This window comes from Xanthobacter sp. 126 (assembly GCF_000526175.1).
GTDB lineage: Bacteria > Pseudomonadota > Alphaproteobacteria > Rhizobiales > Xanthobacteraceae > Xanthobacter > Xanthobacter aminoxidans.
Genome location: NZ_JAFO01000001.1, coordinates 4,660,403 through 4,677,479 on the forward strand (window position 1 = coordinate 4,660,403; position 17,077 = coordinate 4,677,479).

Sequence of the window (17,077 nt, forward strand, 5' to 3'; positions counted from 1 at the left end):
TGAAATATCGAGTGAATGCAAGCTGAACCAAGCGTGGCCGAAAGCGGGCACGACGCCGACGGAACGCGGGCGACCGCGCGGACCGTCGCCACTGGCCCCATGCTCCGGACTGGCCCCATGAGCCCGCCACGAGCCGGCGCTACCGTGAGCGGCGCCCCGCCCGTAGCGTTCGGGAACAGGATGGAAACGAGCGAGACCGTGATGGCCAGCACTTTTTCGGCGAAGACCTTTTCCGGCACCGTGGGCATCGTCCCCGCCCTCGACATCGAGACGCAGGAGAAGTTCGATGCGGTGGTGAAGGCGACGAGCGGCGTCCCCGGCGTGGCCGGCTACAAGCTCGGGCTCACCAGCGTGCTGCGCCATGGCCTGAAAGAGTCCATGCGGCGCGTGCGTGACCTCACCGATCTGCCCATTCTCTACGACCACCAGAAGGCCGGCCCGGACATGCCGGACATGGCGAAGAAGTTCACCGCTTTGTGCGCCGAGGCCGAGGTGGACGGGCTCATCCTGTTCCCCGTCGCCGGCCCCACCGCCGTGGACGGCTTCGTCGGTGAAGCGCTGAAGGCCGGCATTGCGCCGGTGGTGGGCGGCGAGATCCCCGTCGCTGACTACGGCGTCTCCGGCGGCGGCTACCTCCTCGACAATGCGCTGGACCTCATCCTCGCCCGCTCCGTGCAGGGCGGCGCCGATCATTTCGTGCTGCCGGCGCACGATGCCGCCAAGGTCACGCGCTGGTCGCGCTGGATCGCGGCGAACGTGAAGAACCCGCTGGTGTTCCTCACCGGCTTCGGCTCGCTGGGCGGCACCATCGAAGGGGCGTTCGCCGCCGCCGAGGCCTGCCCGCGCCGCTTCGCCATCGTCGGCCGCCTTATCACCGAGGCGAAGGACCCGGCCGCCGCCGCCACCGTCCTCTATGAGAAGATGCAGGCGCTGGAGGCGACGGCACCATGAAGGCCCTGCTGCCGGCCCTCCACCGCGAGCCCTTCGTGGGCGGGCGCTTCGTGCCCGCCATGGGCGGCGACGTCGAGGCGCTGGTCGATCCCTGGACCGGCACGCCCCTCACCGAGGTTGCGCTGGCGGGTCCGGTGGAGGTGGAGGCGGCGATCCGCACGGCGCGCCATGCCTTTGATGCCGGCGACTGGCCCCATCTTCCGCCCGTCGACCGCGGCGCGGTGCTCCACCGCATCGCCGCCGGGATCACGGCATGGCAGGACCAGTTCGCGCAGATCGAGGCGGTGAACGCCGGCAAGCCCATCTCCGGCGCCTTGCGCGAGGTGGAAGGGGCGATCCGCGTCTTCACCTATTATGCCGGGGCCATGGACAAGGTGTTCGGCGACACCATTCCCCTCGGCAAGGACCTTCTGGATTTCACCCTGCGCGAGCCCCTGGGCGTGGTGGCGCAGATCGTGCCGTGGAATTTCCCGCTGCTCGGCGCCTCGTGGAAGCTCGCGCCGGCCCTCGCCGCCGGCTGCGCCGCCATCCTGAAGCCGGCGCCGCTGACGCCGCTCACCGCCCTGCTGCTGGCCGAGGTGTGCCGCGAGGCGGGCGTGCCCGACGGGTTCCTCTCCGTGTTGCCCGGCGGCGCGGACGTGGGGCGGCGGTTGGCGGAGGACCCGCGCATCGACGGCATCTCCTTCACCGGCTCCACCGCCGTGGGGGCGGAAGTGATGCGGCTGGCCTCCGCTTCCATCAAGCGCGTGGCGCTGGAACTCGGCGGCAAGAACGCCGCTTTGGTCTTCGCCGATGCCGACATGGAGAAGGCAGCAGCGAGTGCTGTGGCCTCGGGCTTCGGCAATGCCGGCCAGTCCTGCTCCGCCCGCTCGCGCCTTCTGGTGGAGCGCGGCGCGCTGGAGCCCTTCGCCCGCGCCTTCGCCGCCGCGGCCGCCAAGCTGAAAACCGGCAAGGCGCTGGACCCCGCGACCAATCTCGGCCCGCTCATCTCCGCCTCGCACCGCGATGCGGTGGACCGCACCGTGGCGCAGGCGCGCGAGGCGGGCGCGGACCTCGTGAGCGGCGGGGTGATGCCCGAGGGCGACGGCTTCTTCTACCCGCCGACCATCCTCTCGGGCGTTGGTCCGGACAATCCCGCCTTCAGCCGGGAAATCTTCGGCCCGGTCTGCTCCCTGACGCCGTTCGACAGTGAGGCCGAGGCCATCGCGCTGGCCAATGACAGCGACTATGGTCTCAATGGCTCCGTCTGGTGCCGCGACATCGGCCGCGCGCTCCGGGTGGCGCGGGCCATGCGCACCGGCATGGTCGCGGTAAACGGCCTGCCCAGCGCCTCGAAGACCAGCGTGTTCGCACCTTTCGGCGGCTACAAGCGCTCCGGCATCGGCCGCGAGCTTGGCCTTCAGGCGCTGGATTTCTACTGCGAGATCAAGAACGTGGTGGTGGACCTCACGTAGCGGAAGATAAAAGGAGCCACCGGCGGCGGGCTGGACCCATCGTTGCGTCGGCGGCTGGCTCTCAATGCCTGGCAAATGGCGTTGCTAACTTTTTGAACAGAGCGAAAGGCAAGGCGCGTATGGCCATCGCAATCGTCGGCGGAACCATGATCGACGGCACGGGGGCGGACCCGGTGCCGAATGCGGTCGTGGTGATCGAGGAAGGGCGCATCGTCGCCGCCGGCCCCGAGAGCCGGGTGAGTGTGCCAGCCGGCGCCCAGAAGCTCGACGCGGCGGGGCGCACCGTGCTGCCCGGCTTCATCGACACCCATGTCCACGGCACCTACCGCGCCCGCGACATGCGCCAGCACCTTTTGAACACGCCCACCTACAACGTCTTGAAATCCATCGAGGTGTTCCGCGAGACCATCGCCTGCGGCATCACCACCGCCCGCGACATGGGCGGCGCCGATGCCGGCTTCCGGCAGGCCATCGAGGAAGGCATCATCGACGGGCCGCGCCTGTTCATCTCGCTGGGCATGGTCTCGCAGACAGGCGGCCACGGCGACTACTGGCTGCCCGCTGGCATGCGCATCCAGAAACGCGCCTGGCTCCCCCACACGGTGGCGGACGGCGTGGAGGAGATCCGCCGGCTGGTGCGCGAGCTGCTCATGCGCGGCGCCGACTTCATCAAGATCTGCGCCACCGGCGGCATCACCTCGGTGACCGATAGCTGGGACGAGCCGCAATTCACCATCGAGGAAATCTCCACCGCCGTCTCCGAGGCCGCCGCCAAGGGCAAGCGCGTGGCCGTCCACGCCGAGGGCCTCGCCGGCATCAAGAATGCGGTGAAGGCCGGCATCCACTCGCTGGAGCACGGCTGGTTCATGGATGAGGAGAGCGTCGACCGCATGATCGCGGGCGGCATCTGGTGGGTGCCGACGCTGGCGCTGGTGCCGCTCTCCATCGAGCACCGCCGCAAAAACACCGCTTGGGCCAGTCACCAATTGGGCCAGGAGGACGTGAAGGACGCGCAGATCTATTCGCTGATGCAGACGCAGATCCCCCTCTGGAAGGAGGCGGTGAAGCGCGGCGTGAAGGTGGCCATGGGCACCGACCAGTCGCACCGCCTGCTGGTGGGCGAGAACATGGCCGAGCTCGCCTTCATGGTGGACTGGCTCGGTATGTCGCCCATGGAGGTGATCGTCGCCTCCACCACCAAGGCGGCCGAGTGCATCGAGCAGCCGAACCTCGGCGCGCTGAGGGCCGGCTGCATGGCCGACGTGCTCGTGCTGGACGGCGACCCGCTCGCTGACATCCGCATCCTCGAGCAGCGCGATCGCCTGCATCTGGTGATGAAGGGCGGAAAGGCCTTCACGAACCGGCTCGACGGCTGAGCGCTGTCGATAAAATGATTTTGTCAATTGATGTAGTAGAAAACAGCTGCTAGGCAGCATCACAGAGCCGGGCCGGGAGCGCCCCAGGAGCCGTGTAATGAAGTTGAACCGCTTTATGATCCGGCCTCTCGTCGAGCTGGGCCTTCGCGAGGAGTTAAGCTCCGGCGATACAACCGGAGGCTTTCTCGTCGGCGACGATCCGGTTCAGACGGCCAATATCTACGCCAAGGCGAACGGGATCGTCTGCGGCATGCTGTTCGCCGACGAGACCATCCGCTCCATCGAGCCCGATGCACGCATCGAATGGCTGGTGGAAGACGGCGCCACGGTGGAGCCCGGTACCGTGCTAATGCGGGTGCAGGCGCGCGCCTCCACCTTCTTCGTCATCGAGCGCTCGGCCCTCGACTGGCTGCAGCAGATGAGCGGCATCGCCACCAAGACGCGCCGCTACGCCGAGCTGGTGAAGCACACCGGCGTGCGCATCACCGACACCCGCAAGGGATGGCCGGGCCTGCGCATGGTGCAGAAATACGCCGTGCGCGTGGGCGGCGCCCACAACCACATCTTCAACCTCGCCAATTGCGTGCTGGTGAAGGACAACCACATCAAGATCGCCGGCTCCATCACCGAAGCGGTGAAGATTCTGCGGGCGAGCGCGCAGCACACCTTCAAGTTCGAGGTGGAGTGCGAGAGCCTAGAGATGGTGCAGGAGGCGCTGGACGCCGGCGTCGAGATCATCATGTTCGACAACATGGACCTCGACGAAATGCGCGAGGGCCTCAAGCTGACCAAGGGCCGCGCCATGACCGAGGCGTCCGGCGGCATCAACGAGACCACCATCGTACCCATCGCTGAGCTGGGGGTGGACGTGATCTCCATCGGCGACCTCACCCACACGGTGAAGGCCCTCGACATCAGCCTCGATGTGCGGGACATCAAGCCGAGCGCTCAGCGGACCATCGACCGCCTCAAGCAGCTCTCGAACTGAACACAGGCGGGCCATGCGCGGGGACATGCCCTTTCGTCTGAGGCCGGGAACGGAGACCTTCGTCTTCGACCTCGACGATACCTTGTACCCGCGCTCCGCCGGCCTGCACGGCCAGATGCTCGCCCGCGTCTGGCTGTTCATCCAGGAATTGACCGGCTGCACGCCGGAAGAGGCGGCGGCGCTGCACGCGCACTATTACGAGACCTACGGCACCTCCCTCGTCGGGCTCCAGCGCCACCACGCGGTGAAGCCGCAGGATTTCCTCGCCTTCGTCCACGAGATCGACCTCTCCGTGCTGGCGGAAAACGCCGAGCTGCGCCTCGCGCTGGAAGCCCTTCCTGGCCGGCGCCTCGTCTTCACCAACGGCTCGCGCGCCCATGCCGAGCGGGTGCTGGAGCGCCTTGGCATCGCCGACCTGTTCGAGGGCGTGTGCGACATCGCCGCCTGCGACTATATCGGCAAGCCGGAACGCGCCGCCTACGACACGCTTGTCGGCCGGCACGGCGTCGCACCGGACCGCGCCATCATGTTCGACGACCGCGCGGTGAACCTCGCCGTGCCCCACACGCTCGGCATGCAGACGGTGCTGATCGGCGACCACGGCCTCCCCGAGACGCCGGACGCCGCGCACGTCCATTTCCATTCCCTCGCGCTCGCGCCCGTGCTCGCCCAGATCGAGCCGCGCACGCCTCCGAGACCAACGCCAAAGGCCGCACAAAGCCTCCATAAGGGCCCGCAAAATAAGGGCTCATCAACGACCGACCTTCCTCAGGAGCCATGATGATGCACGCCCGTCTCACGCGCCTACTCATCGCCGCCACCGCCATCTCGCTCGCCGCCGCGCCTGCCCTCGCGGCGGATGTGAAGCTCGGCATCGTGCAGTCCACCTCGGGCGGCTCGGCCGCGCTCTACGGCACCATGCAGAAGAATGGCGCGGAGCTGGCCGCCGCCGAGATCAACGCCTCCGGCAAGCTCGGCGACCTCAAGCTGGTGCCCATCCATCAGGACGACGCCGGCGATCGCGGCCAGACCGTCAACATCTTCCAGCGGCTCATCAACCAGGACAAGGTGACGGTCATCTTCGGGCCGACGCTGACCACCTCGGCCTTCGCCGCCGACCCCATCGCCAATGCCGCCAAGGTGCCGGTGATCGCCTCGTCCAACACCGCCCCCGGCGTGCCGGCCATCGGCGAATACATTTTCCGCACCAGCGCCCCCGAGGCAGCGGTGTTCCCCGGCGTGCTCGCCTATGCGGTGAAGCGCTACCAGCCGAAGACCGCGGCGCAGATTTACGGCATCGACGACGTGCTGATGAAGGCCGCCTATGGCGTGCACAAGGCCGCCCTCGACAAGGCCGGCATCAAGGTGGTGGCCACCGAGACCTTCCAGAAGGGTGACGTGGACTATTCCGCGCAGCTCACCAAGATCAAGGCGGCGAACCCCGACATCATCGTCGTCGGCGGCCTCGCTGAAGAGACTGCCAACATCGTGCGGCAGGCGCGCCAGCTCGGCATCCCGCAGTCCACCGTCTTCCTCGGCGCCAACGCCGCCATCTCCACCAAGCTCAACGACCTCGCCGGTCCCGCCGCGCAGGGCTTCCTCGTGGGCTCGGGCTGGTTCATCGACTTCGACACGCCCGCCAACAAGGCGTTCGTCGAGGCCTACAAGGCCAAGTACGGCAACGCCCCCGACACCTTCGCCGCGCAGGCCCACGCCGCCGTCACCATCTTCGCCGATGCGGTGAAGCGCGCGGGCGGCGTGTCCGATCCGGCGAAGCTGCGCGCCGCCATCGCCGACACCAAGGACCTTGAGACCGTGCTCGGCCCCTTCTCCTTCGACAAGGACCGCGAGCCGGTGCTGGTCGCCAAGGTGCTGGAGCTGAAGGACGGCAAGTTCCAGCTCGCCCAGTGATCCTCCACCGGCTCCGGCCCTGACCGGAACCGGATGGATTGGCGCGCCGTGCCGCGCGGGTATCCGCAGCTGCACGATGCATGGACCGGTTCCGGCACAAGCCTGAACCGGGCGCCGCGCGGGCCAGACAAAAGCCCATGAGCCAAACTCACGGGCCTCTGGCATGATCCGCGGGCACGTCCGGGGGATCAGTGCATGACCACGTTTTTGCAGCAGGTCGTGAACGGGCTTTCGCTCGGCTCGATCTATGCCGTCTTCGCCATCGGCTGCACGCTGATTTTCGGCGTGCTGAACATCGTGAATCTGGCGCAGGGCGCCTTCTTCATGGTGGGCGCCTATCTCGGGCTGGAGATCGCGCTCCTCGGCCTGCCGTTGCCGCTGGCGCTCGTCGTCGCGCTGGTGGGCGGCGGCGTGCTTGGCATGGCGTCCGAGCTTCTGGTGTTCCGCGTGCTCCGGCTGCGCGGCGGGCACAAATGGATGGGCCTCGTCGCCAGCCTCGCCCTCGCCCGCCTGCTGGTGGGCATCGCGCAGGAGGTGTTCGGCACCGCCGTGCACGGCTATCCACCCAACCCCTTCACCGCCATCGTCTGGGAGATCGGCGGCGTGCGTGTCCAGTTGCTCCAGGTCATCGTGGTGGTCACGGCGGTGATCCTGATGGGCATCCTCGGCTTCACCCTGCAGAAGACCTCGGTGGGCCGCGCCATCCGCACGGTGGCCTTCTCCGAGGATGTGGCGCGCATCGTCGGCGTGGAGGTGGGGCGCACCATCCTCATCACCTTCTTCATCGCCGGAGCGCTCGCCGGGGCGGCTGGCGTGCTGCTGGGCCTGCTCTTCAACGTGGTCTCCCCCTTCATGGGCGAGCACATGCTGGTGAAGGGCCTCACCGTGATGATCCTCGGCGGCCTCGGCAACATTCCCGGCGCGGTGGCCGGCGGGTTCCTCCTGGGGCTCGTGGAGGTGTTCTCCGTCGCCTACGTGTCGTCCGCCTTCCGGGATGCCATCGGCTTCGGGCTCATCTTTCTGATCCTGCTGGTGAAGCCCACGGGCCTGTTCTCCGGCTTCGAGGAGCGCCGCGCATGATGGCCGCCCTCGATGCCTTTCTCGCCAGCTACGGCAACCTCGTGAATTTGTGCCTGCTCAACACCCTCCTCGCCTACGGGGTGTGGCTGGCGCTGGCGGCCAACATGTTCACCTTGGGTACCGGCGGCTTCATGGCGGTGGGCGCCTATTGCAGCGTCTACCTCACCATGCAGCTCGGCGCGCCCTTCGCCGTGGCGGTGGTGGCGGGCGGGCTGCTGGCAGCGGCGGTCGCGCTCGTCATCGGCGCGCCGGTGCTGCGGCTGAGGGGCGATTATTTCATGCTCGCCACCTTCGCCTTCACCGAGGTGGTGCGCGTGATCGCGCTCAACTGGGACGCCGTCACCGGCGGCGCCATCGGCATCTACGGCATCCCGCGCTACACCGAGACATGGCAGCTGGTGCTGCTGGTTCTCATCGCCCTCTATTTCGTCTTCGCCTTGCGACGCTCTTATTTCGGCCGGTCCATCGCGGCCATCCGGCAGGACGACGTGATGAGCGAGGCCATGGGCGTCAACGTGTTCGGCCAGCGCCTTTCGCTGTTCGTCGCCTCCGGCTTCGTCAGCGGCGGCGTGGGCGGCCTTGCGGCACATCTCAACTTCTTCGTCGGCCCCTCCGATTTCGGCCTGCTCAGGAGCGTGGATGCCCTCGCCTATCCCATTCTAGGCGGCGTGAATGCGCTGCTGGGGCCGCTCGTGGGCGCCATCTTCACCACCCTGCTGCCGGAGCTGCTGCGCTTCTCCAGCCAGTGGCGGGAGATCCTGATGGGCCTTCTCATTCTCGCGGTGGTGCTGTTCCTTCCGGGGGGCGCCATGTCGCTGCTCAGCTGGCGCCCGCGTAAGGCGGCGGGTACGCGGCGCGCCGCGCCTGAAGGAGCGAAGTGATGGCGGCGGCGCAGCTCGAACTCTGGCAGGTGGCCAAGCGCTTCCAGGGCGTGGTGGCGGTGGACAGCGTGTCGCTGACCGCCACCGCCGGACAGGTGACGGCCCTCATTGGCCCGAATGGCTCCGGCAAGACCACCACCATGAACATGATCACCGGCCTCTATCCCACGGACGCCGGCCATATCCACCTCGACGGCGTGGACATCGCCCGCCTCGCCCCGCACAAGGTGGCGGCGCTGGGGGTGGCCCGCACCTTCCAGAACATCCGCCTGCTGGCGAGCGAGACGACGCTGGCCAACGTGCTCCTGGGCGCCCACCGCCACCAGTCGGCGAGCCTCCTCGACGTGCTCTTCGGCCTGCCGGCGGTGAAGCACAGCGAGACGCGCGAAAAGGCGCGCTGCGAGGCGCTGCTGGACCTCGTGGGCATCGCCGCTCTGCGCGACGTGGCCGTGGGCGGCCTCTCCTACGGCGACCGGCGCCGGGTGGAGATCGCTCGCGCCCTCGCCACGAGGCCGCGCCTGCTGCTGCTGGACGAGCCGGCGGCGGGCATGAACTTCGCCGAAAAGCGCGCGCTCGCCGACCTCGTGCTCGCCATCCGGGACATGGGCATCACCGTGCTCCTCATCGAGCACGACATCGAATTCGTGGCACGTGTGAGCGACCATATCGTGGTGCTCAATTTCGGCCGCGAGATCGCCGCCGGCACGCCGGAGGAGGTGCGCCGCATGCCGAGCGTGATCGAGGCCTATCTGGGGACCGAGGATGCTTGAGCTCGTCAAGGTCACCTCCGGCTACGGGTCCGTCGCCGCCGTCGAGGACATCGACATTTCCGTCCCCGCTGGTGCCTGCGTCTGCCTCATCGGCGCCAATGGCGCGGGCAAGACGACGACGCTGCTCACCATCTGCGGCCTCGTGCGCGCCTTCTCCGGCACCGTGCGCATCGAGGGGCGGGACATGACCGCCCGCCCCGCCGACAAGATCGTCCGTGCGGGCGTCTCTCTGGTGCCCGAGGGGCGGCGGGTGGTGGCCTCCATGTCGGTGGAGGACAATCTCAAGGTCGGCGCCTATGTGCGCGGCGGCGACCCCGCCATCGCCGACGACATGGATCTCATCTACACCCGCTTTCCCCGCCTCAAGGAGCGCCGCTTCCAGTATGCCGGCTCCCTCTCCGGCGGTGAGCAGCAGATGCTGGCCATGGGCCGGGCGCTGATGGCGCGGCCGAAACTGCTGTTGCTGGACGAGCCCTCCATGGGCCTCGCCCCCCATGTGGTGAACGACATCTTCGCCACCATCGCCGACATCAACGCCAAGGGCACCACCGTGCTCCTCGTGGAGCAGAACGCCCGCAAGGCGCTTTCCGTCGCCAGCTACGGCTATGTGATGGAGCACGGCCGCATCCTGTTCGCCGACACCGCCGACGCGCTCGCCCGCGACCCGCGCGTGATCGCCGCCTATCTCGGGATGCGTGCGGCGGAGACGGCTGCGGGCTGATCGCAGCCTTCGCTCAAGCGCCGCGCGGGCTTGGGGCCTCCCCGCTCGCCTCGAAGGCGCGATAGGCGTCGTCCAGGTCGTCGAAGATCATGTCCGGGCCGATTTTATCGAGCAGCCCTGCGCGGTCGAGGAGGGTGCGCACCTCGTCGTGCATCTCGGCGATGCCGAACTTGAGGCCGCGCCGCTCCAGTTCCGCCCGCACCTCTTCCAGCGCCGCGGCGGCGGTGGAATCCACCTGCGTGATTGCGCTGGCGTCCAGCACCAGCCAGCGGGTGCCGTCGACCAGATTGTCGGCGATGGCGTCGATGCGGCCCTGCATGCGGTCGGCGTTGAAGAACAGCAGGTCGCCCTGGATCAGCACGATGGCGAGCCCCGGCACCTGCCGCGCATCGGCCCGCCGGTGCAGCTTGTAGAAGCCCTCGTGGCCCGGCACCCGCCCGAGCAACGCGTCGCGCGGATACATCATCTTGTGCAGGAGGTAGGCGAAGGTCGCGCCGATGGCGATCAGCACGCCATTCAGCACCCCGAGGCTGATGGGCGCGAACAGCGCGATCATGGCGAAGACGAACTCGAAGCGGCTGATGCGCCAAAGCTCACGCAGCGCGGGGATGTCCACGAGGCTCAAAGCGGCCGAGATCAGGATCGCCCCCAGCGCTGGAATGGGCAGGATGGCGAGCGCCGGCTGCAGGAACAGCACGATGGCGAGCAGCGCGAGCGCCGCCACCACGCTGGCCAGCTGCGAGCGTCCGCCAACGCTGGCATTCACCGCCGTGCGGGAATCCGAGGCGGTGATGGGGAAGGCGGCGAACAGGCCGGCCGCGATGTTGGCGGCGCCGAAGCCCACCATCTCGCGGTTGGCATCCACCGGATAGCCGCCGCGTTCGCCGAAGCTGCGCGCCGTGACGATGCCGGCCGCGAAGCTGACAAGGAAGATCGCCGCCGCGCCGATGAGCAACTGGTCGATCGCCGCGCCACCCCCGGCCGGCAGCGCCAGTGCCGGGAGGCTGGAGGGGATCGCCCCCACCACGGCGATACCGTGCCCCGCGAAATCGAACAGCGCCGAGAGCGCCACCGACAGCACCACCACCACCACCTGCCCCGGCACCGGCAGGCGCGCGCGACGCACGAGGTGCAGCACGGCGAACATGCCGAGCGCCAGCAGCAGCGAAGGCCAGTGCACCTCATGGGCCTTGCGCACCAGCTCGATGACCGGCGCGATCAGCCCGTCCCCGACGATGGGAATGCCGGTGACACGCTTGAGCTGCCCGACGAGGATGGACAGCGAGATACCGGCGAAGAAGCCCACCAGAATCGGCCGCGACAGGAAGGTGGAGAGCACCCCGAGCCCCACCAGCCGCGCCGCGAAATAATAGCCGCCCACCACGAGGGCGATGAGGGCGGCCACCCCCGGCTTGTCCACGGCCGCAAGGTCCGGCATGCCGGCGAGCACGGCCGCGAGCACGGTGATGGTCGCCGCGTCCGGCCCCACCACCAGCTGGCGTGATGGGCCGAACACCGCATAGGCGATCAGCGGCGCGATGGAGGCATAAAGCCCGGTCTGCGGCGGCAGGCCGGCGATGGCGGGATAGGCGATGGCGCTGGGCAAACCCACCGCGGCGATGGCGAGCCCCGCGGCCACATCCGTCTTGATCCAGCCCGGCCGATATCCGGCGAAACTCGCCAGCAGCGTCCGTGGGGCTTCTTGGGAGGACGCACCGTCCGCTGCCACCGGTCAATCTCCGTCCGCCGGCATGAACTCCGCCGGGCTGGCGGGACCATGCCACAGGCAGGGATGGCCCGGAAAGTCCGTCAAAACCCGGCGTCGCCATCTCGCGCGGCGCGCCTTGCGTCACGGGCTGCCGCTTCTAGAATCGCAGCAGGTGCCGCATCAACGCGGCCAGGCGGGGGCAGGAACGATGGTTCTGATCCGGCTGTGCAAGATCGGCCTTGTGGTGACGATCGCCGTCTTCTTCTCGCTCGTCGCCTTCGGCAACGTCGCGGCCTACGGGACGAACTGGGCCTTCGTCCAGCACGTGCTGGCGATGGATACGATCTTCCCGGATTCCACGCTTCGGTGGCGGGCGATCACCGACGAACGGCTCCAGACCGCCGCTTATGTGGTGATCATCACCACGCAGGCCGCCATCGCCCTCGTGCTGTGGGCCGGCGTCTTGCGGATGCTGGCTGCGCTCCGCACACCCGGCTTCCGCCGCGCGCGGACGACGGCCGTGCTCGGCCTCACGCTGGGCATCCTGCTATACGGGGCCGGCTTCGTCGTCATCGGCGGCGAATGGTTCGCCATGTGGCAGTCGAAAACGTGGAACGGACAATCCACCGCCTTCGCCTTCATCGGCTGGATCTCCGCCGTGCTCATCATCCTCCTCCTGCCGGAGCAGGAGGAGGAGCGCTGACGACGCGCGGCATGCCGTCGGCATCGGCCTGCGGCCGATGCCAAGCGGGCCTCGCTCAGGCGCCGCGCGGGCTTGGTCTTACTTCACCAGCGGGCAGTTGCCGGCCGCGATGGGGCGGAAGGCCTTGTCGGCGGGAACGGTGGCGATGAGCTTGTAGAAGTCGTAGGGTCCCTTGGATTCCGCCGGGCTCTTCACCTCGAACAGATACATGTCGTGGATCGCGCGGCCGTCCGGGCGCACCGCGCCCTTGCCGAAAAGGGGATCGTCCGTGGGAATGGCCTTCATGGCCTCCACCACCTTGGCGCCGTCCTTGGCGCTGCCCACCTTCTCCACCGCCTTCAGATAATGCAGCAGCCCGGCATAGACGCCGGCATGGACCATGTTGGGATAACGCCCGCCATTGGCTTCGGCGAAGCGCTTGGCGAAGGAGCGGGTCTGGTCGTTCAGGTCCCAGTAGAAGGCTTCCGACAGGAACAGGCCCTGCGCCGTCTCCAACCCCAGCGCACTGATGTCGTTAAGCACCATCAGCATGGCGACGAGCTTCTGCCCGGCCTTGACGATGCCGAACTCGGACGCCTGCTTCACCGCGTTGATGGTATCCGCCCCGGCGCTGCCGAGGCCGATCACCTTGGCTCCGGAGGCCTGGCCCTGGAGCAGGAAGGAGGAGAGGTCAGAGGTGCCGAGCGGGTGCCGCACGGTGCCGAGGATCTTGCCGCCGGCCGCCTTGATTGCCTCGCCCGCGTCGCGTTCCAGCGCATGGCCGAAGGCATAGTCCACCGAGATGAAGTACCAGGTGTTGCCGCCCGCCTTGGTCACGGCGGTGCCGACCGTATTGGCCTGCGCCCAGGTGTCGTAGGTCCAGTGGACGGTGTTGGGCGAGCAGTCCTTGCCGGTGAGGTCGGAGGTGCCGCCGCCGGAGATGATCGCCACCTTGTTCTTCTGCCTGGCGATGCCGCTGACGCCCAGTGCCACGGCGGAATTCGGCACGTCCAGCACCGCATCCACGCCGTCCGTGTCGAACCACTGGCGGGTGACGTTGACGCCGATGTCGGCCTTGTTCTGGTGATCGGCGGCGACCAGCTCGATGGGCATTCCGGCGACCTTGCCGCCGAAATCTGCGATGGCCATCTTCGCCGCCACCACCGAGCCGGCACCGGCGAAGTCCGCCTGCACGCCAGCCTGGTCGTTGAGCACGCCCACCTTCACGCTCTCGGCGCTCGCGCCGCCGGCAAAGGTGGCGCAAACGAAAGCGGCGAGCGCGGTCGAGGCCAGAGCGGCCCTCAACGTCCCGGACTTTGCTGTCTTCCCGGACATTTCAGTCTTCTTGGGCATTTCAAACCTCCCGATCCTGTCAGTTCGTTCTTGTTGTCGTTTTCGTTCAGGGCCGCCTTATTTGTCGTCGGCCCTCAGGGCCGCATGGGCTTCAGCACGGCGCCCTTGGAGAGCGGCTGCACCATGGCCGCATACTGGCCGAGCCAGCCGCGAATCTGGCTGTGGTCCGGCGCGCGCCACACGGCGCGGCGGGCGGCCAGTTCGCTCTCGGAAACGTCGAGATCGACGCGGCGGGCGCCGATATCGATGGAGATGACGTCGCCCTCGGCGACAAGGCCCAAAGGCCCGCCTTCCGCCGCCTCGGGCATCACCTGGCCGATGGTGATGCCGCTATTGAGGCCGGAGAGTTCGCCATCGGTCACCACCGCAACGCCTGCTCCCAAGCCGGCCCCGATCAGCGCCGCCATGAAGCTCGCGGCGAACACGGTGCCCGGTCCGCCCTTCGGCCCGAGGCCGCGCAGCACCACCACGTCGCCGGGCTTGATGGAGTGGGTCTCCAGTGCCTTGATGGCGATCGCCTCGTCCTCGAACACCCGCGCCTTGCCGGAGAAGGTGCGCACTTCGGCGGGCACGGCGGAAACCTTCACCACCGCCCCGTCCGGCGCGAGGCTGCCGCGCAGGATGGTGAGGCCCGGCTCGTGACGGAAGGGGTCCGCCAGCGGACGGATGAAGGTGCGGTCGGGCTCCGGCACGTCGGCGAGGTTCTCGCCCAGCGTCTTGCCGGTGACGGTCATCACCGCGAGGTCGAGCACCTCGGAAAGCTCGCGCATCACGCCCCGGCAGCCGCCGGCCTTGTCGAGATCCTCGATGCGATGGGGGCCGTTGGGCCGCACGGTGGTGATCTGGGGCGTGTCGTTCAGCGCCTCCAGCTCGGCCACGATGTCGATGTCCATCTCGGCTTCCGAGGCGGTGGCCGCGAGGTGGCGCACGCAGTTCACCGAGCACCCCGTCGCCACCGCCACGCGCAGCGCATTGCGGAAGGCGGCGGGGGTGAGAATCTGCCGCGGCCGGATGTCCTTGAGGATGAGATCCACAATGGCCGCACCAGCGCGCGCAGCGTTCTCCATCAGCGCCTGCGAGCCGGCGCGGATGGGCGCGCTGCGCGGCAGGGCCATGCCAAGGGCCTCGGAGAGCACATGCATGGTGTTGGCGGTGGCGAGGCCCGCGCACACGCCCGGACCGGTGATGGCGGTACAGGTCATTGCCTTGAGATCGGCCAGCGAGATGGACCCCGCCTTCAGCGAGCCGACGCTCTTGTAGACCTCCTCGATGTCCACTTCCTTGCCCGCGCAATGGCCGCCAAGCTGGTAGCCGCAGGGCAGCACCACGGAGGGTACGTTGAGCCGCGCCGCGGCCATGAGCTGGCCGGGGGTGGTCTTGTCGCAGGAGGCGAGCAGCACCATGCCGTCCAGCTCCGCGCCTTCCACCTGTACCTCGATGTCGTTCACCAGCAGGTCGCGGCTCGGCATCAAATAGCGCGCCTGCCGGCCCGCGCTGGTGACGAAATCGGACGGCGCGACGGTGCGGATCTCGAAGGGCAGGCCGCCGGCATCGCGGATCGCCTGCTCCACCACGCGGCACACGTCGTCGAGATGCGCGTAGCAGACCGACAGCTTGCTGGAGCTGTTGACGATAGCGATCTTCGGCTTCAGCAGGTCTTCCTCGCTGTAGCCCATGGCGAGCCACTGGGCCCGGCGCACCGCCCAGCGGGTGGTGCCGGGCTCGAAATTGCTGCGCAGCGTGGGCTTCTTCTGTTCGGCGTCGGACATGAAACGTCCCTGTCTCGTCAGTTGAGCTGGGCGCCGAGCGCGTTCAGCGCGGCGCGGATGTCGGAGCCGGACGGCAGCGCCGCCGGGTCGTCGCAGAGCTGGTCGGCGACGAGGCCCATGGCCTGCCCGTAGCCGAAGCACTGGGCGGTGACGCGGGCCGAGGCCATGGCCTCATGCTCCGCCGAGAGGCAGCGCCCGGCCATCACGAGGCCGGTGCCAGTGGCCGGCAGGAAGCAGCCGAGGGGGATCTCGTAATAGTCGTCGAGGATCCAGTGCAGCTTCGGCTTCTCGCCGGAATGCAGCTCGATGGGCCAGGGCGAGCGGCAGATACCGTCCGCGCGCTTGCGGGCGGAGGTGACATCCTCGTTCTTCAGCAGGTCGCGGCCGACGATCTGCCAGGTCTGGCGGATGCCCACCTGCACGCCGGTGTCGTTGACGAAGGAGGCCTCGCAGCCAGTGATATGGTCGCGGATGAAGCGGGCGTATTCGCGCACCTGCTTGCGCCCCTCGATCTCCGCCTCGCTGAGGTCGGCCATGCGGGTGGCGTCCAGCTCGCGTCCATCGGCACCCACGATGCGGGTGGCGTTGCAGATCAGCTCGCCGGGGCGGGGCGTGGGGAAGAGGAAGATCTTGGCGCGCGGCAGGCGGTAGGCGCCGGAGGCGTTCAGCTCCTGGATGAGCTTCATCACCCGCTCGTCGAGGATGGAATCCGGCCCGTGCGCGGCGAGGAAGCGCGCCATGTCCACGCCGAGGATGCGGAAGATCATGGTGGGGTTCTGGATGGCGCCGTCGCGCCCCTTGGTGAGCGTGCGCCCCGCCATGGCCGCCACGTCCGCATCGCCCGAGGCGTCCACGGTGATCCTGGCGCGAACCTCCAGCGGCCCCTGCTTGGTGAAGGCGGTGACACCCCGCACATGGTCGCCCTCGGCGAGAACGCCGGTGACGGTGACGTGGTAGAGCACGCGGACGTTGCCCTCGGCGCCAAGCAGCGCGTCGCTCGCCTCGCGCCAGACCAGCGGATCGTGAACCCGCACGTAGGTCTTGCCGTATTGCACTGGGCCGGTGAGCCCGCCCCGGGCTTCCATCGCCGCGATGAACTCGTCCACGAAGCCGTGCACCACCTGCTCCGGCTCGGCGTTGCGGCGGTCGGACGCCGCATAGAGGCCGCAGATGGTGCCGGAGAGGCCAGCCACCGCGGCGCCGCCGCTGAAGCCGTAGCGCTCCAGCAGGATGACGCGCCGCCCCTGCCGCGCTGCCGCGACCGCGCAGGCAAGGCCCGCCGCACCGCCGCCGACCACCAGCACGTCCGTTTCCAGAACCTCCGCGGACCTGACGTCGGGCATTTCCACCCATCCTTGTTTTTAATTGTTAGCGCTATCATCTGTTAGCGCTAACCAGTCTCTATTGTCAAGCGGCCGGCAGGCCATATGGTG

Annotated in this window: 15 protein-coding genes; 11 read left to right on the forward strand and 4 right to left on the reverse strand. The window is 68.3% G+C overall.

The genetic code is table 11. The features are described 5' to 3' along the window. Positions 1-201 precede the first annotated feature (201 nt). The 10 genes from XAN126_RS0122075 to XAN126_RS0122120 all read left to right on the forward strand — a co-directional run bounded on the left by XAN126_RS0122075 (position 202) and on the right by XAN126_RS0122120 (position 10,132). Positions 202-951 carry an orotidine 5'-phosphate decarboxylase / HUMPS family protein gene (locus XAN126_RS0122075; protein ID WP_155982375.1) on the forward strand — a complete coding sequence of 250 codons (750 nt, stop codon included), beginning with the start codon at positions 202-204 and terminating at the stop codon, positions 949-951. Further along, positions 948-2,405 carry an aldehyde dehydrogenase family protein gene (locus XAN126_RS0122080; protein WP_024280731.1) on the forward strand — a complete coding sequence of 486 codons (1,458 nt, stop codon included), beginning with the start codon at positions 948-950 and terminating at the stop codon, positions 2,403-2,405. The genes XAN126_RS0122075 and XAN126_RS0122080 overlap by 4 nt, the downstream gene beginning before the upstream one ends. A gap of 119 nt (positions 2,406-2,524) precedes the next feature. Next, on the forward strand, positions 2,525-3,781 hold the full coding sequence (locus XAN126_RS0122085; RefSeq protein ID WP_024280732.1) for an amidohydrolase family protein: 1,257 nt from the start codon (positions 2,525-2,527) through the stop codon (positions 3,779-3,781). A 97-nt stretch (positions 3,782-3,878) separates the two neighbouring features. Further along, positions 3,879-4,769: a carboxylating nicotinate-nucleotide diphosphorylase gene (nadC, locus tag XAN126_RS0122090; protein ID WP_024280733.1), complete on the forward strand. Its 891-nt coding sequence runs from the start codon at positions 3,879-3,881 to the stop codon at positions 4,767-4,769. Between the two features lie 25 nt (positions 4,770-4,794). Further along, a complete protein-coding gene (locus tag XAN126_RS0122095) occupies positions 4,795-5,550 on the forward strand; it encodes a pyrimidine 5'-nucleotidase (protein ID WP_197024080.1) in 756 nt (251 codons plus the stop codon). A 2-nt stretch (positions 5,551-5,552) separates the two neighbouring features. Beyond that, positions 5,553-6,680 (forward strand): ABC transporter substrate-binding protein, encoded by a 1,128-nt coding sequence (locus tag XAN126_RS0122100; protein WP_024280735.1) that lies wholly within the window; start codon positions 5,553-5,555, stop codon positions 6,678-6,680. Between the two features lie 195 nt (positions 6,681-6,875). Next, positions 6,876-7,760: a branched-chain amino acid ABC transporter permease gene (locus XAN126_RS0122105; RefSeq protein ID WP_024280736.1), complete on the forward strand. Its 885-nt coding sequence runs from the start codon at positions 6,876-6,878 to the stop codon at positions 7,758-7,760. After that, positions 7,757-8,641 carry a branched-chain amino acid ABC transporter permease gene (locus tag XAN126_RS0122110; RefSeq protein WP_051460662.1) on the forward strand — a complete coding sequence of 295 codons (885 nt, stop codon included), beginning with the start codon at positions 7,757-7,759 and terminating at the stop codon, positions 8,639-8,641. The genes XAN126_RS0122105 and XAN126_RS0122110 overlap by 4 nt, the downstream gene beginning before the upstream one ends. Further along, complete coding sequence (locus XAN126_RS0122115) at positions 8,641-9,411, forward strand: ABC transporter ATP-binding protein (protein WP_024280738.1); 771 nt, start codon at positions 8,641-8,643, stop codon at positions 9,409-9,411. Before XAN126_RS0122110 ends, XAN126_RS0122115 begins: the two co-directional genes overlap by 1 nt. Beyond that, positions 9,404-10,132 carry an ABC transporter ATP-binding protein gene (locus tag XAN126_RS0122120; RefSeq protein ID WP_024280739.1) on the forward strand — a complete coding sequence of 243 codons (729 nt, stop codon included), beginning with the start codon at positions 9,404-9,406 and terminating at the stop codon, positions 10,130-10,132. Before XAN126_RS0122115 ends, XAN126_RS0122120 begins: the two co-directional genes overlap by 8 nt. Positions 10,133-10,145: 13 nt before the next feature. Here the strand turns inward: XAN126_RS0122120 and XAN126_RS0122125 are convergent, their stop codons facing one another. Further along, positions 10,146-11,861: a SulP family inorganic anion transporter gene (locus XAN126_RS0122125; protein WP_024280740.1), complete on the reverse strand. Its 1,716-nt coding sequence runs from the start codon at positions 11,859-11,861 to the stop codon at positions 10,146-10,148. A gap of 187 nt (positions 11,862-12,048) precedes the next feature. Between XAN126_RS0122125 and XAN126_RS0122130 the strand changes: the two genes are divergently transcribed. Next, positions 12,049-12,543 (forward strand): DUF2165 domain-containing protein, encoded by a 495-nt coding sequence (locus XAN126_RS0122130; RefSeq protein ID WP_024280741.1) that lies wholly within the window; start codon positions 12,049-12,051, stop codon positions 12,541-12,543. A gap of 78 nt (positions 12,544-12,621) precedes the next feature. On the opposite strand, the gene XAN126_RS0122135 is transcribed toward XAN126_RS0122130, so the two are convergent. The 3 genes from XAN126_RS0122135 to XAN126_RS0122145 form a co-directional block, all read right to left on the reverse strand. Next, on the reverse strand, positions 12,622-13,875 hold the full coding sequence (locus XAN126_RS0122135) for an ABC transporter substrate-binding protein (protein WP_245272316.1): 1,254 nt from the start codon (positions 13,873-13,875) through the stop codon (positions 12,622-12,624). Between the two features lie 74 nt (positions 13,876-13,949). Then, a complete protein-coding gene (gene ilvD / locus XAN126_RS0122140) occupies positions 13,950-15,644 on the reverse strand; it encodes a dihydroxy-acid dehydratase (protein WP_024280743.1) in 1,695 nt (564 codons plus the stop codon). Positions 15,645-15,661: 17 nt separating this feature from the next. Next, a complete protein-coding gene (locus XAN126_RS0122145) occupies positions 15,662-16,987 on the reverse strand; it encodes an FAD-dependent oxidoreductase (RefSeq protein WP_024280744.1) in 1,326 nt (441 codons plus the stop codon). Positions 16,988-17,077 lie beyond the last annotated feature (90 nt).